Annotated in this window: 13 protein-coding genes; 7 read left to right on the forward strand and 6 right to left on the reverse strand. The window is 73.9% G+C overall.

Features of this window, described 5'->3' with window-relative positions; all coding sequences use genetic code 11:
• The first annotated feature begins 263 nt into the window (after positions 1–263).
• Entirely contained in the window at positions 264–671 is a 408-nt protein-coding gene (locus tag ACZ3YL_RS15055) for a YciI family protein (protein ID WP_188307198.1), read from the forward strand.
• Positions 672–679: 8 nt separating this feature from the next.
• Positions 680–1,837, forward strand: coding sequence for an RNA polymerase sigma factor (locus ACZ3YL_RS15060; RefSeq protein WP_465657858.1), 1,158 nt, complete (start codon positions 680–682; stop codon positions 1,835–1,837).
• 15 nt (positions 1,838–1,852) lie between these two features.
• Here the strand turns inward: ACZ3YL_RS15060 and ACZ3YL_RS15065 are convergent, their stop codons facing one another.
• The 5 genes from ACZ3YL_RS15065 to ACZ3YL_RS15085 form a co-directional block, all read right to left on the reverse strand.
• The gene (locus ACZ3YL_RS15065) at positions 1,853–3,163 is read right to left on the reverse strand and encodes a DUF58 domain-containing protein (RefSeq protein ID WP_188307199.1); all 1,311 of its coding nucleotides are present in this window, start codon (positions 3,161–3,163) and stop codon (positions 1,853–1,855) included.
• A 62-nt stretch (positions 3,164–3,225) separates the two neighbouring features.
• Entirely contained in the window at positions 3,226–4,215 is a 990-nt protein-coding gene (locus tag ACZ3YL_RS15070; RefSeq protein ID WP_188307202.1) for an AAA family ATPase, read from the reverse strand.
• 26 nt (positions 4,216–4,241) lie between these two features.
• The gene (locus ACZ3YL_RS15075) at positions 4,242–5,471 is read right to left on the reverse strand and encodes a DUF4350 domain-containing protein (RefSeq protein WP_465657601.1); all 1,230 of its coding nucleotides are present in this window, start codon (positions 5,469–5,471) and stop codon (positions 4,242–4,244) included.
• Complete coding sequence (locus ACZ3YL_RS15080; protein WP_465657602.1) at positions 5,468–6,163, reverse strand: DUF4129 domain-containing protein; 696 nt, start codon at positions 6,161–6,163, stop codon at positions 5,468–5,470. Before ACZ3YL_RS15080 ends, ACZ3YL_RS15075 begins: the two co-directional genes overlap by 4 nt.
• 5 nt (positions 6,164–6,168) lie before the next feature.
• On the reverse strand, positions 6,169–7,323 hold the full coding sequence (locus ACZ3YL_RS15085) for a DUF7847 domain-containing protein (protein WP_188307014.1): 1,155 nt from the start codon (positions 7,321–7,323) through the stop codon (positions 6,169–6,171).
• Positions 7,324–7,610: 287 nt separating this feature from the next.
• Here ACZ3YL_RS15085 and mtrA point away from each other — a divergent pair, with 287 nt between their 5' ends.
• The 3 genes from mtrA (at position 7,611) to ACZ3YL_RS15100 (ending at position 12,253) form a co-directional block, all read left to right on the forward strand.
• Complete coding sequence (mtrA, locus tag ACZ3YL_RS15090) at positions 7,611–8,288, forward strand: MtrAB system response regulator MtrA (protein ID WP_030283937.1); 678 nt, start codon at positions 7,611–7,613, stop codon at positions 8,286–8,288.
• A gap of 124 nt (positions 8,289–8,412) precedes the next feature.
• Entirely contained in the window at positions 8,413–10,395 is a 1,983-nt protein-coding gene (gene mtrB / locus ACZ3YL_RS15095) for an MtrAB system histidine kinase MtrB (RefSeq protein WP_223242794.1), read from the forward strand.
• Positions 10,396–10,405: 10 nt separating this feature from the next.
• Positions 10,406–12,253: an LpqB family beta-propeller domain-containing protein gene (locus ACZ3YL_RS15100; protein WP_465657606.1), complete on the forward strand. Its 1,848-nt coding sequence runs from the start codon at positions 10,406–10,408 to the stop codon at positions 12,251–12,253.
• Between the two features lie 25 nt (positions 12,254–12,278).
• Here ACZ3YL_RS15100 and ACZ3YL_RS15105 read toward each other — a convergent pair whose 3' ends face one another.
• On the reverse strand, positions 12,279–13,004 hold the full coding sequence (locus ACZ3YL_RS15105; protein ID WP_465657609.1) for a ComF family protein: 726 nt from the start codon (positions 13,002–13,004) through the stop codon (positions 12,279–12,281).
• 378 nt (positions 13,005–13,382) lie between these two features.
• Between ACZ3YL_RS15105 and hpf the strand changes: the two genes are divergently transcribed.
• Positions 13,383–14,078 (forward strand): ribosome hibernation-promoting factor, HPF/YfiA family, encoded by a 696-nt coding sequence (gene hpf, locus ACZ3YL_RS15110; RefSeq protein ID WP_188306609.1) that lies wholly within the window; start codon positions 13,383–13,385, stop codon positions 14,076–14,078.
• Between the two features lie 238 nt (positions 14,079–14,316).
• The gene (locus tag ACZ3YL_RS15115) at positions 14,317–15,075 is read left to right on the forward strand and encodes a response regulator (RefSeq protein WP_188306608.1); all 759 of its coding nucleotides are present in this window, start codon (positions 14,317–14,319) and stop codon (positions 15,073–15,075) included.
• Positions 15,076–15,080: the final 5 nt, after the last annotated feature.

The following is a 15,080-nucleotide window of genomic DNA, read 5'->3' on the forward strand; positions in this document are numbered from 1 at the left end:
GGTACTGCAGGGGGGACCCTGTGGGAGAGTAGGACGCCGCCGAACAATTCTTCAGAAAAGGCCCACCCGGGTTCCCGGGTGGGCCTTTTCGCGTTTTCCGGGAGAAGCGGGATCCGAGGATCGGGGAGCGGGAAGCCCGGGAGCCTAGAAACCCGGAGGCCCGAAAAAGATCTTGGCCGGCCATGTCGAGAACCCGTGGCCTGCTCCGTCCCCGGGGTGGACGCGGCCACAATGGGTCGCACCAGCACCGAGGGAGAAGCACGATGGCCAAGTACCTGCTGCTCAAGCACTACCGAGGCGCCCCGACTCCGGTCAACTGCGCGCCGATGGACCAGTGGACGCCGGAGGAGGTGACGGCGCACATCACGTTCATGCAGGACTTCGCGGCCCGGCTGGAGCAGACCGGTGAGTTCGTCGACGCCCAGGCGCTCGCGCCCGAGGGAACGTGGGTCCGGTACGACGGCGAGGGGCGTCCGCCAGTGACCGACGGGCCGTTCGCCGAGACCAAGGACCTCATCGCCGGCTGGATGGTGATCGACGTCGACAGTTACGAGCGCGCGCTCGAACTGGCCGGGGAACTGTCCTCGGCCCCCGGGGCCGGGGGCAAGCCGATCCACGAGTGGCTGGAGCTTCGCCCGTTCCTGGCCATGCCGCCGACCATCACGGAGTGACCTCTCCGATGAACGAGGCCCTGATCCGGAGCCTCACCCCGGGTGTACTCGGTGTTCTCGTCCGCCGCGGAGCCGATTTCGCGGCGGCCGAGGACGCCGTGCAGGAGGCGCTGGTGGAGGCGGTCCGGGTCTGGGAGCGCGATCGGCCGAGGGATCCGAAGGGATGGCTGGTCACCGTCGCCTGGCGGAAGTTCCTCGACGCGGCCCGGGCGGACACCGCCCGGCGCCGACGGGAGGACCTGGTCGACCGGGAACCGGAGCCCGGGCCCGCGGCCGCGCTGGACGACACGCTGCAGCTCTACTTCCTGTGCGCCCACCCGTCGTTGACGCCGTCCTCCGCGGTGGCGCTCACCCTGCGGGCGCTCGGCGGGCTGACCACCCGGCAGATCGCCCAGGCCTATCTGGTGCCCGAGGCGACCATGGCGCAGCGGATCAGCCGGGCCAAGCGCACCGTCTCGGCCGTCCGGTTCGATCAGCCGGGCGATGTCGCCACCGTGCTGCGCGTCCTCTACCTGGTCTTCAACGAGGGCTACTCCGGTGACGTCGACCTCGCCGCCGAGGCGATCCGGCTGACCCGGCAGTTGGCGGCGGCGATCGACCACCCGGAGGTGGCGGGGCTGCTGGCGCTGATGCTGCTGCACCACGCCCGGCGGGCCGGCCGGACCGGGGCGGACGGCCGTCTGGTGCCGCTCGCCGAGCAGGACCGCGGCCGCTGGGACACCGGGTTGGTCGCGGAGGGCGTCGGGATCCTGCAGACGGCGCTGGCCCGGGACCGGCTGGGCGAGTTCCAGGCCCAGGCGGCCATCGCGGCGTTGCACGCGGACGCACTCACCGCCGACGAGACGGACTGGGTGCAGATCGTCGAGTGGTACGACGAGTTGGTGCGTTTGACGGACAGTCCGGTGGTGCGGCTGAACCGCGCGGTGGCGGTGGGCGAGGCCGACGGGCCGCGGGCCGGGCTGGCGGCGCTCGGGGAGCTGGACGACTCGCTGCCCCGGTACGCCGCCACCGCGGCGTACCTCCACGAGCGGGACGGGGACCGGGCGACGGCGGCCCGGCTGTACGCCGAGGCGGCCCACAAGGCGTCCAACCTGGCCGAGCGTGACCACCTGACGCGTCAGGCCGCCCGGCTCAACGCCCGGCTCAACGCCCGTCGCGGCGGCTGACGGTGGCGGGTCGGCTCACAGCCGGCCGGCCGCCTTGAGCGCCAGGTAGGCGTCCGCCAGGGCCGGGGCGATCTGGGCGGGCGGGGCGTCGAGGACGGTGACGCCGTGCCGGGTGAGCCGGTCGGCGGTGTGTCGCCGGTCGGCGCGGGTCTGTTCGGCGGCGGCGGCTCCGTAGACGGCCTCCACGGTGCCGCGGCCGGCCGCCAGCACGTCCAGGTGCGGGTCGGCGACGGAGGCGAGGACGACCTCGTGGCGCTTGGTGAGGAGCGGCAGCAGCGGGCGCAGGCCGTCCTCGACGGGCGCCGCGTCGAGCCCGGTGAGCAGGACGATCAGCGAGCGGTGCGGTGCCATCTTGAGCGCGGTGGAGACCAGCGAGCGCATGTCGGTCTCGTGCAGCGCGGGCTCCAGCAGGGCCATCGCGTTGGTGAAGGCGGGCAGGATCTCGCTGGGCGAGCTGCCGATGACGGCGGCGCGCTTGCGGGCGTCGTGGGCGAGCAGGTCGACCCGGTCGCCGGCGCGGGTGGCGAGGGCCGTGATGAGCAGGGCGGCGTCGAGGGCGGCGTCCAGGCGGGGGGCGTCGCCGACCCGGCCGGCCGAGGTGCGGCCGGTGTCGAGGACGACGAGGATGTGCCGGTCGCGTTCGGGGCGCCAGGTGCGGACGGCGACGGCGTTGCGGCGGGCGCTGGCGCGCCAGTCGATGGAGCGGACGTCGTCGCCGGGCAGGTACTCCCGCAGGGAGTCGAACTCGGTGCCCTGGCCGCGGGTCAACACCGAGGTGCGGCCGTCGAGTTCGCGCAGCCGGGCGAGCCGGGAGGGCAGGTGCTTGCGGCTGTTGAACGGGGGGAGGGCGCGGACCGTCCAGGGGACGTGGTGGGAGCCCTGGCGGCCGGCCAGGCCGAGCGGGCCGAGCGAGCGGACCGTCACTCGGTGGGCGTGGTGGTCGCCGCGGCGGCCCGGGGTGAGGATGGAGACGGTCCGGCGCCGTTCGCCGCCGGGGACGGCGAGGGAGTGCCGGGAGGCGGTCTCGGCGGTGCCGGGGCGCCACGCGGAGGGCGCCCAGGCGTCGCGGATCAGGGCCCGGAGCGGTCGCCCGGAGGGGTTGGTGACGGTGAGTTCGACCGAGGCGTCGTCACCGAGCCGGACGGTGGTGTCGCCGCCCCGGACGATCCGCAGGCTGCGGACGGGGGCGGCGAGCACCAGGTCGGCCAGGACGGCGAGCAGCAGCGCGCCGGTGACGGCCCCGATCCCGGTCCAGGAGGGCAGCAGCAGGCCCACGAAGAGCGCGCCGAGCGCGGCGATCAGGGCGGTTCGCCCGGTGAGGGCCATGCGGGTGCGCTCCTTCGGAAGCCCGGTGAATTCGAGGACCCGGTACGCCTACCGGTGGTGGATCAGCGGGGGGCGGGCGTCTGGGCGAGGACGGCCTGGATGACGGAGTCGGCGGTGACGCCCTCCATCTCGGCCTCGGCGCGCAGCGCGACGCGGTGCCGCAGGGTGGGCAGGGCGAGGGCCTTGACGTCGTCCGGGGTGACGTAGTCCCGCCCGGCCAGCCAGGCCCAGGCGCGCGAGGCGGCGAGCAGCGCGGTGGCGCCGCGGGGGGAGACGCCGATGGACAGCGACGGGGACTGCCGGGTGGCCCGGCAGAGGTCGACGATGTACGCCAGGACCTCGGGCGAGACGGTCAGCCGGGCGATCTGCTCGCGGGCGGCCGCGAGGTGCTCGGGCCCGGCGACCGGGCGGACGCCGGCGGCGGCGAGGTCCTTGGGGTCGAAGCCGGAGGCGTGCCGGGACAGCACCTGGAACTCCTGGTCGCGGTCGGGCAGCGGCAGGATCAGCTTGAGCAGGAAGCGGTCCAGCTGGGCCTCGGGCAGCGGGTAGGTGCCCTCGTACTCGACCGGGTTCTGGGTCGCGGCGACCATGAACGGGACGGGCAGCGCGCGCGGTTCGCCGTCGACGGTGACCTGCCGCTCCTCCATGGCCTCCAGCAGGGCGGCCTGGGTCTTGGGCGGGGTGCGGTTGATCTCGTCGGCCAGCAGCAGGTTGGTGAAGACCGGGCCGGGCTGGAAGGAGAACTCGGCGGTGCGGGCGTCGTAGACCAGTGAGCCGGTGACGTCGCCGGGCATCAGGTCGGGGGTGAACTGGATGCGCTTGGTCTCCAGGCTGAGCGCCGTGGACAGGGTGCGGACCAGCAGGGTCTTGGCGACGCCGGGGACGCCCTCCAGCAGGACGTGGCCGCCGCAGAGCAGCGCCACCACCAGACCGGTGACGGCGGCGTCCTGGCCGACCACGGCCTTGCCGATCTCGGCGCGCAGGGCGGTCAGTGCCGCGCGCGGGTCGGTGGTGGAGGTGGCGGGGGTGGCGGGTGCCGTGCCGGGGGTGATGCGGAGCTGGGCGGTCGCCTGTTCGGTCACGGGTTCCGTACCTGCCTTTCGAGGGCGTCGAGATCGTCGGCGAGCCGCAGCAGCGCGGCGTCGTCGGTGGGGGGCGGGCCGTACAGCAGGGCCCGGACGTCCCCGGCGGGTCGTTCGGGGAGGCGGCCGGCGACGGCCGCGCAGAGTGCTTCCGGCTCGGGTGCGCCGGCCTGGAGCGGGAGGCCCAGGGCGGGGGCGAGGCGGTGGGCGGCGGCTCGGCGCAGGGCCTCGGCGGCGCGGCCGCGGGCCCTGGCCCGCCGGTACAGGCGGGCGCGGCCCTCGGTGGTCTCGGCGGCGCGGACCACCACGGGCAGGTTCTCGCTGACCACCGGGCCGAGCCGGCGGGCGCGCCAGAGGGCGGCGAGCAGGGCGGCGACGGCGAGCTGGTAGAGGGCCCAGTGCCAGCCCTTCGGGATGAAGTCGCCGAGGGTCTTGCGCTGGGTGCCCTCGGCGACCGGCGCGGAGTAGTCGGGCAGGTGCCAGGTGAGGTGGGGCTGCGAGCCGAGCAGGCCGAGCGCGAGCGAGGCGTTGCCGTCCTCGGCCAGCCGGCCGTTCTGCAGGAACTGGCCGCTGCCGAGCACGATGACGTCGCCGCCCCCGCTGGGGGTGCTGACCAGCGGGTAGCCGTGGCTGAGCGGGTAGCAGCCGTCGCCGCGGCTGCCGCTGGTGTAGAGCGTGCCGCCCATCGAGGCGCTGCCGGCCCGGACGGCCTCGGGCAGCGCGCAGCTCGGGTGGGTGCTGCGGACGGCCGCGAAGGGGACGCCGCCGACCTCGTCGGAGGTGCGGATGCCGGGGGCGAGCGCGCTGAGGGCGGCCGGGCCCGGGTTGATCAGGACCAGCCGCTGGTGCCGGGCCGCGGCGACGGTGCGCAGCTCGGCCGGGCTGAGCAGGTCGGGTTCGGGCAGCAGCAGGGTGTCGGCGCCGTTCGCGGCGGTCGTGGGGTCGGTGCTGAGGTCGGCCTTGACGCCCTGGTGTTCGAGCAGCGCGACCACGGCGTGGGCGCCGTCGGAGTCGTAGGAGCGCGGGTCGGTCGGCGGGTAGCGGTGGCCCTGGTTGAGGACGGCGAGGCCGACGGCGGCGACCAGCAGGACGGCGAGGAAGACCAGGTACCAGCGGGCCCGGCGGATCAGGCCGCGCCCGGTGGGGGCGAGGCTGGTCGGGGTGGCGTCGGTGGGTCGTTCGGCGGGTCGTTCGGCGGCGGGGGGAGCCGGGGCGGTGCTGGTCATGCCGCTCCTCCCGGGGTCGAGGTCGGTGTCGGGGCCGCGGCGGAGGCGTGGACCGGACGGCTGCGCTCCAGCGTCCGGTCGAGGTCCAGCAGCAGCCGGTAGGCGGCCTGGTCGGCGGTGCGCTCGCCGTACGCGACGTCGTCGAAGGCGCGGGCGGCGGCGGCCAGCGCGGCGGCGTGCTCGGGCAGGGCCCGGCCGGCCTCGGCGGCGGCCTCGTCGGCGGTGCGGCCGGGCCGGGTGTCGAGCAGGGTGCGCTCCTCCAGGGCCCGGACCAGCGCGCGCATCTGCTCACGGACGGCCTCGGCCCAGCGCCCCGCGGCGGCGTGCCCGGCGGCGTCGGTGCGGTACTGCGCGGCGCTGCGGGGGCCGTCGGCGCCGTACACGCCGATGACGGTGCGGGCGGCGCGCTTGGGTGCGCCGAGGCGCCACCAGACGGCGGCGGCGATCACCACGGCGACGATCAGGAAGAGCACCAGGCCGGTGCTGCCGTCGGTGCCGCCGGCGGAGATGGTGCCCACGGCGCGGTCGATGTGGTCCCAGATCCAGTCGACGACGCGTTCCAGGATGCTCGGGTCGTTCTTGTGGTACTCGGCGTTGAGCAGCTCGTCGCGGGCGGCGTCACGGGCCGGGTCACGCGGAACGGTGACCGGGGCGCCGCCGGCGGCGAGGAGCCTGTCCCCCCAGATAGGCATCCGGTTCAGCGCCTCGCCGGGGTCTGGTCGGGGTGGTCGCTCCAGCCGGTGCCGCCCTGCTCGGCCAGTCCGGCGGCGCGGGCCAGCTCGATGTCCAGGGCCTCGCGGCGGATCCGCTGGTCGATGTAGACCAGCACGCCGACGGCGGCGAGGAAGGGGGTGGACAGCGCGGAGGCGATGATCCCGGCGATCGCGGTCATCACCATCATGCCGATGGACTCGTTGGCGGTGTCGCCGAGGCGGTCCATGGAGCCGAAGCCGAGCACCAGGCCGATGAAGCGGAACGGGATGGCGAGCGTCACCCCGACGATCCCGGCCAGGACCCGGCTCAGCAGGACGATGCCGAGGATCCGCCACCAGGAGCCGCGGGCCAGTCGCCGGGAGCGCGAGAGCGCCGTCAGCACGCCCTGCTTCTCCAGCATCAGCGCGGGGGCGGCCAGGCTGTAGCGGATCAGCAGCCAGATGCCGACCGGGACGCTCAGCAGGCCGACCAGGAACAGCAGGCCCGTGGTGCTGGGGCTGTCCGTGCCGCCGGCCAGGTAGCCGAGCAGCGGGGTGAAGCCGAGCAGCATCACGCCGACGCTCATCAGGGTGGTGAGCACGGTGAGTCCGAGCAGCTGCAGCAGCCGGGGGCGGGCGTCGCGCCAGGCGTCCCCGGCGGTTACCGACCGGCCGAGGACGGCGCGGCTGACCACGATGGTGAGCAGGGCCACGGCGAGCGCGTCGAGCAGCAGCGTCAGCGGCAGGCTGACGAGCAGGGTGAGGAGCTGGGTGGAGGCGCCGGTGCGGCCCTTGACCAGCAGCTGGGCGACGAAGGCGCCGGCCTGGTCGAGCACGGCGATGCCGAGCGAGAGGGTGAGCGCGGTGCGCCAGTGCCGGCGGACGGTGGTGACGGCTCCGTCGAGCAGTTCGCCGACGCTGAGCGGGCGCAGCGGGATGACGCCGGGCCGGGGGCTGCGGGGGACGTCCCAGCCGTACGGGTCGCGGCCGGGCGGCTGGGTGCCACGGTGCGGCTGCCCGTACTGAGCGCCCGAGCCGGGGGTGGCCTGAGGGGGTGCCGACGGCCCGGGCACGGCGGCGGGCGCGTCGGCCGGGGGCCGGGCGCCGTCGCGGGGCGGCTCGGACGAGCTGGGCGAGGCCCAGCCCGGAGTGTCGGTCATCACTGCTCCTCGGAGGGGCGTCCTGGGCGCGGCTCCGGGCGGATCTTTCGCCCGCGCGCAGCGCCCATCGTGCCATGGGGCCCGGAGACGCCCCAGGGGTATCCGGTTGCTGATCGGCAACGGGGGCCACCGGGGGGTCGGACGGCGGGTTCCGGACGGTTCGGCGGCACTCCGACGGGGGTTATTCGCCCGGTATGGCCGGAATTCGACGGCGGGGGAGTTGGCCGTTGTGGAGCATTGGCACTGCTGTGCGGCAGGTCACAATCCGGTAATGAGAAGATGGACCCATGAAGGGACGCGTCCTCGTCGTTGATGACGACTCCGCACTGGCCGAGATGCTCGGCATTGTGCTGCGTGGTGAGGGTTTTGAGCCGTTTTTCGTCGCGGATGGGGACAAGGCGCTAGCCGCGTTCCGGGAGAGCAAGCCCGATCTGGTCCTGCTCGACCTGATGCTGCCCGGCCGGGACGGCATCGACGTGTGCCGCCAGATCCGGGCGGAGTCGGGTGTCCCGATCGTCATGCTGACCGCGAAGACCGACACGGTCGACGTGGTGGTGGGCCTGGAGTCCGGCGCCGACGACTACGTCACCAAGCCGTTCAAGCCCAAGGAACTGGTGGCCCGGGTGCGTGCCCGGCTGCGCCGGGCCGAGGAGCCGACGCCCGAGCAGCTGACCATCGGCGATCTGGTGATCGACGTGGCCGGCCACTCGGTGAAGCGGGACGGGCGCAGCATCCCGCTGACTCCGCTGGAGTTCGACCTGCTGGTCGCGCTGGCTCGCAAGCCCTGGCAGGTGTTCACCCGGGAGGTGCTGCTGGAGCAGGTCTGGGGCTACCGCCACGCGGCGGACACCCGCCTGGTCAACGTCCACGTGCAGCGCCTGCGGTCCAAGATCGAGAAGGATCCGGAGCGCCCCGAGATCGTGGTGACCGTCCGCGGCGTCGGCTACAAGGCCGGACCCAGCTGAGGTGACGGACCGGGCTGAGGGCACCCCGTCGGGTACCGCGACCGACGGGGCGGGGGCCGTGCGCGGGGACGTGCTGAGTTCGACCACCCGCCGCCGCCGCGGCCCGTCCGGAATGTTCGGTCTGATGAAGCGTCAGTTTCGGCGGCCCGCGCGCCGGGTGAGCGCGCTGTACCGCCGGTCGATCCAGGTGCGCGTGGTCGCGGTGTCCCTGCTGGCCTCCATCGCGGTGGTCCTGGTGCTGGGCGTGGTCGTGGTGGCGCAGGTGCGCACCGGCCTGCTCGACACCAAGATCGACGCGGCCCGGGCGCAGGCCCGGATCGGCTTCCAGGTCGAGCAGAAGAAGATCGACGAGGCCCGGGACCAGACCCTGCGCGGCGCCGTCGACCCGACCACCGGCGAGACCGGCACCTGGCTGCTGCGCCAGGTCAACGACCTGGCCGCGAGCGGGCAGACGGTCTACTCGGTGATCGCGATGGCCCCCGGCACCGGGACGGTCGTCCCGGACAGCGCCGGCTTCGCGCCCCGCTACTCGGGCGACATCCAGCCCAGCAGCGTCCCGGACACCCTGCGCGCCAAGCTCTTCGCAGAGCCCGGCCAGATGTTCGACCAGCCGACCCGGATCCACCGCTCGCCCGAGGCCGGCGGCAAGAGCGAGCCCGGACTGGCCCTCGGCATGCAGTTCGTCGGCCCGGCCGACACCAGCTACCAGCTGTTCTACGTGTTCTCCTTCGGCCAGGAGACCGACACCCTCAACCTGATCACCGGCACCCTGGCGACCGCCGGCGTCTTCGTGGTCATCCTGATGGGCGGCATCGCCTGGGTCGTGGTGCGCCAGGTGGTCACCCCGGTGCGGATGGCCGCCGGCATCTCCGAGCGGCTCGCCGACGGGCACCTGGAAGAGCGGATGAAGGTGACCGGGACGGATGACATCGCCCGCCTCGGGGAGTCGTTCAACCGGATGGCCAACGCCCTGCAGGCGCAGATCCGCCAGCTGGAGGAGCTGTCCCGGGTGCAGCGGCGCTTCGTCTCGGACGTCTCGCACGAGCTGCGCACCCCGCTGACCACCGTCCGGATGGCCGCCGACCTGATCTACGACAGCCGCGAGGACCTCGACCCGATGGCGGCCCGCTCGGCGGAGCTGCTGCAGGGCCAGCTGGACCGCTTCGAGTCGCTGCTGGCCGACCTGCTGGAGATCAGCCGCTTCGACGCCGGCGCCGCGATCCTGGACGCCGAACCGGTCGACCTGCGCGAGATCGTCGCCCGGGTGGTGGAGGCCGCCGACCCGCTGGCCGACGCCAAGGGCAGCACCGTGGTGATCCGCGGTGACGGCGAGCCGGTGCTGGCCGAGGTGGACTCCCGCCGGATCGAGCGCATCCTGCGCAACCTGGTGGTCAACGCGCTGGAGCACGGCGAGGGCCGCGACGTCGTGGTCCGGCTGGGCTCGGCGGACGGCGCGGTCGCGGTCGGCGTGCGCGACTACGGCATCGGCCTCAAGCCGGGCGAGGCCTCCCGGGTGTTCCACCGCTTCTGGCGGGCGGACCCGTCCCGGGTGCGCACCACCGGCGGTACCGGCCTGGGCCTGTCCATCGCGGTCGAGGACGCCCATCTGCACGGCGGCTGGCTCCAGGCCTGGGGCGAGCCCGGCGGCGGCTCGCACTTCCGGCTCACCCTGCCGCGCACCCGGGGCGGCGAGATCAACCGGGCGCCGTTCCGGCTGGAGCCGGAGGACTCCCGCAACAACCGGGGCCTGGGAGCGTACGGCACGCCGTACCGGCGGGCGATCGCCCCGGCGGGCTCCACGGCGATGACCGCCGCCGAGGAGCCGGCCGAGGCGCCGGAGGGGGCCGGCAACGGGCTCGGCAGCGGGCTCGGCGGGGTGCTGAACATCGGCCCCGGGCTGGGGCGGAGCCGGATGCCGGAGGGGCCGCGTTCGGACCCCTCGGACGTGCGGACCGTGGGAGCCGGCTACGGCGCCACCGGCGCCCAGGTCATGGTGGACCCGACGCGCGGACGGCCGTCGGTGGCACAGCGGACGGCGGAACCGGACGCGACGGGTGGGACGGACCTGGAGGGGTCGCAGCGTGCGAAGGACGAGCAACAGGACTGAGCCACGGCTCGTGGCGGTGGCCGGCGTGGTGCTCGGCGCCCTGGTGGCGAGCGGCTGCGCGGCCATGCCGGACTCCGGCGGCATCACCAAGGTGGAGCTGTCCCAGGGCTCGGCCGACAAGAACCTGCAGGCCAGGGTCTTCCCGGTGGCGCCCGGCAAGGGCGCCAAGCCGCGCGAGCTGCTGACCGGGTTCCTGGACGCGGTGACCGCGGACGAGGGGTACGAGACCGCGCGCAAGTACCTCACCGAGCACGCCGCCGCGACCTGGAACCCGGACGCGGGCATCCAGGTGCTCTCCGCCACGAAGATCCCGTCCGACCAGGTGGTCGGCGACAAGGACACCGAGTACTCCGAGACGGTGTCCGGTCAGCTGGTCGCCAAGGTCGACGAGAAGCACTCGTACCTGCTGGTCACCGGGCAGAACAACAACGTCTTCGACTTCACCTTCACGCGTGAGGACGGCGAGTGGCGGATCGCCAAGCTGCCGCCCGGCGTGATCATGAACGAGACCAACTTCCGGAACAGCTTCCGGCAGGTCGAGCGCTTCTTCTACACCGCCCCCGACCCATCCGCGCCCCCCGCCGGCAGCGGCGGCCAGGAGGTGCTGATCGCCGACCCGATCTACCTGCGGCGCCGGGTCGACCCACTGGCCTCGGCCGCCAAGGCGCTGGTCGCCGGGCCCTCGAACTGGCTCTCGCCGGTGGCCCGGACGGCCTTCCCGAGCAGCACCACGGTCGACAAGGTGACCATCGACGACAGCCGGATCGCCCACGTGCAGCTCGGCGGCGCCGACCTCGGCGACGCGATGGCCTGCCGCCGGATGGCCACCCAGCTCTTCTACACCTTCGCCGACCAGGGCAAGGGGCAGGTCGAGCGGCTGGAACTGAAGGGCCAGCGGGGCTCCTGCACGGCCAGCCGCACCGACGACCCGGCCGTCGGCCCCGGCGCGCTGGCCGGCCGGCTGCCCGTGCAGCAGTACTACCAGCGCGCCGACAACGGCGTGCTGATGGCGGCCGACGAGGGGCGCGGCGGCGACCCGGTGCCCGGGGTGCTCGGCAAGCCGCACGTGAACGGCGCGCCCCAGCTGGGCACGGTCGCGGTCAGCCGGGACGGCGCCCAGGCCGCCGCGATCTCGGACGACGGCCACCAGCTCTACTCGGTGCCGCTGCAGCCCGGCACGGTGGCGCTGCCCGAACCCGTGCTCAGCTCCCCGGCGAAGGCGGGCGCCAAGGACGACGGCCTGGCCTCGCCCAGCTGGGACGGCCGTGGCGACCTCTGGGTGGTGGACCGCAATCCGCAGGGCCCGCGGGTGGTGACGGTGCGCGGCGGCAAGTCGTCCACCGTGCCGGTGACCGCGCAGACCGGGCAGCCGGTGCAGGGGGTGCAGGCGCTGAAGCTCTCCTCGGACGGCGCTCGGATCGCCCTGGTGGTCAAGTCGCCCGGGGTGAACGGCAGTTCACTGATGTTCGGGCTGGTGGAGCACGGCGGCACGCCGGCCGCGCCGACCGTGCGGATCACCGGGGTGCGCCCGGCGGCGCCATCGCTGGTCGACGTCGCCTCAGTGTCCTGGGCGGAGACCGACCAGCTGCTGGTGCTCGGCAAGGAGGCCGACCGCCCCCAGCAGCTCTACTACATCAGCACCGACGGCTCGCAGAGCACGGACAGTCAGCTGCAGACCGGCAACGGCCTGCCGTCCTCCCCGCAGTCCATCTCGACCGCGGAGTCCCGCGGGTACATCCTGGCCCAGCCCTCGCCGGTGCTCGCGGTGGCGGCGGGCACCGTCTACCGGCTGGTCAACAACCAGTGGCGGGAAGCCCAGTTGGTGGACAGGGCCCGGTCGTACTTCTACGCGGGCTGAGGGCGGACCGGCCGGCGTACCGGCCTCAGCCGGCCGGCCGCACCTCGGTGGCCGCGACCGTGGCGCCGGCCCGGGCCGGCAGTCCGGCGTCGGCCAGCGCCCGGGCCGCCTCGGCCAGGCTCGCCCCGGTGGTCACCAGGTCGTCCACCAACACCGGTTGACGGCCGGCCAGGCCCCGGCGGGCGTGCGGCAGGACGGTGAGCGCGCCGTGCAGGTTGCGCCGCCGCTCGGCGGCGTTCAGCCCGGCCTGGTCGGCGACCGGACGGGCGTGCCGCAGCAGCGGCGCGGCCCGGGCGTCCAGGCCGGCCCGGCGCAGCGACCGGGCGGCGGCCCCGGCCAGCCGCAGCGTCGGGTCGTGGCCCCGGGCGCGCACCGCCGAGCGGGCCGAGGGCATCGGCACCAGCAGCAGCGGCGGCGCGACCCCGGCCCGGGCCCCCAGGGCGGAGCGCACCGCCCGTCCGAGCGCCTCGCCGAGCGGCCCGGCCAGCCGCAGCGCGCCGCGCTCCTTGTGGGCGAGCAGCAGCTGTCGCACCGGGTCGGTGTACGGCGCGGCCGCGTGCGCCCAGGGCAGCAGCGTGGGGCCGGGGCGGGCGGAGGTCAGGGCCTGCCGGCAGGCCGGGCAGAGCTGGCCGCGTTCGGCCCCGCAACCGGCGCAGTCCGCGGGGAGCAGGACGTCCAGCAGCCCGGCCAGTGCGTGGCCGAACGGTGTCCGTGCGGACGGCGGACGGGAGGGGGAGGGGGACGGCGGCACGGCTGCTCCTGGCGGCGGCAGGCACGGAGAGTCAGCACAGGATCCGCCGTATGGGGGGCGTTGTCCAGGTATTTACCCTTACTTCACCCGCAGGAGGGTAGACAGGGTGCAACAGTTTGACCGCCCGCCTCCAGCACCGCCCGCAGTATCGGGTCATACCCATCGTTCCGCCCGGGGAGGCGAAAACCCCGCCTGAGGTGTTCGATAAGGCTCCAGGGGGTTTCAACCGTCCCTGATGGGGAGGAAGTGAGATGAGGGCCAGTCGTTCCCGCCGGTGGCGGGGGCGGGGGGCCGGCAGTGGATGGGCTGGTCCAGCTGGAGCTCAGTCCGGTCCGGTAGCACCCGGATCGGCGTCAGCACGAGGGATCGGAGTTCTGCGTGGACATCGTCGTCAAGGGCCGCAAGACCGAGGTGCCCAAGAGGTTCCGCGAGCACGTGGCCGAGAAGCTGGAGAAGGTCCAGAAGTTCGACGGCAAGGTGATCAGCCTCGACGTCGAGGTGTCCAAGGAGCACAACCCGCGGCAGGCCGACCGGTCCGACCGCGTGGAGATCACTCTTCGCACCCGTGGCCCGGTGATCCGGGCCGAAGCCGCCGCCGCCGACCCGTACGCGGCGCTCGACCTGGCCTCGGCGAAGCTCGACGCGCAGCTGCGCAAGTCCGCGGACCGGCGCCGGGTGCACAAGGGCGGCGCGAACGGCCGCACCCCCATCAGCGTCGCCGAGGCGACCGCGGCCCTGGCCGCGCTGCCTGAGCCGACGGCGCCGGAGGGCGAGACCAACGGGGTCGTCCGCAAGACCATGATGGGATCCCTGGAAGTGGAGGGCGAAGGCCCGCTGGTGGTCCGGGAGAAGACGCACTCGGCCGCCCCCATGGCGCTGGACCAGGCGCTCTACGAGATGGAGCTGGTCGGCCACGACTTCTACCTGTTCGTGGAGAAGGACAGCGGCCTGCCGAGCGTCGTCTACCGCCGGCACGGCTACCACTACGGCGTCATCCACGTGCAGCCGGACATGGCGGCCGGCGTGGCCAGTGGCGCGGGCGGTGCGATCGGCCGGTTCGACGACGAGGACTGACCGTCCCGGCAGTGACGATGGAGCGGTGACCCCGGCGGCAGTGGCCGCCGGGGTCACCGGCGTTCCGGGGCGTTTCGCCCGTACCGGGCACCGCGCGGTGGGACGGGTTCGAACGGTGCTCGGGTCCGTTGCGCCCGGGGTCACCCGATGCGGGGGAATCGGCGCCGGAGGGTGACCGCGGCGGTGGCGGGGCGTGGAATGATTGGGCGCACGTTGACCCGCGAAGGGGGAGGAGCGGATGGGGGATCACTTCGGGCTGGGGCCCGCTACGGGGCCGGTCACCGGGCTGCCACCGGGGCCGGAGGAGGAACCCGCGTACGCGCCGCGCCGGGGTGAGCCGATCCGCGTTCTGGTGGTGGACGACCACGCGTTGTTCCGCCGGGGGCTGGAGATCGTCCTGGCGGAGGAGCCGGACATCAAGGTCGTCGGCGAGGCCGGGGACGGTGCCGAGGCCGTGCTGAAGGCCGCCGACCTGCTGCCCGACATCATCCTGATGGACGTCCGGATGCCGCGCCGCAGTGGGATCGAGGCCTGTACGGCGATCAAGGACGTGGCGCCCAGCACCAAGATCATCATGCTGACGATAAGCGACGAGGAGGCCGACCTCTACGAGGCGATCAAGGCGGGGGCCACCGGCTACCTGCTCAAGGAGATCTCCACCGACGAGGTCGCCACCGCGATCCGGGCGGTCGCCGACGGGCAGTCGCAGATCAGCCCGTCGATGGCCTCCAAGCTGCTCACCGAGTTCAAGTCGATGATCCAGCGGCGCTCCGACGACCGGGACCTGGTGCCCGCCCCCCGGCTCACCGACCGGGAGCTGGAGGTACTGAAACAGGTGGCCACCGGAATGAACAACCGGGAGATCGCCAAGGAGCTGTTCATCAGCGAGAACACCGTGAAGAACCACGTCCGCAACATCCTGGAGAAGCTCCAACTGCATTCCAGGATGGAGGCCGTGGTGTACGCGATGCGGGAGAAGATCCTCGAGATAGGGTGACCGGC

It is taken from the genome of Kitasatospora sp. NPDC023176 (assembly GCF_055560495.1).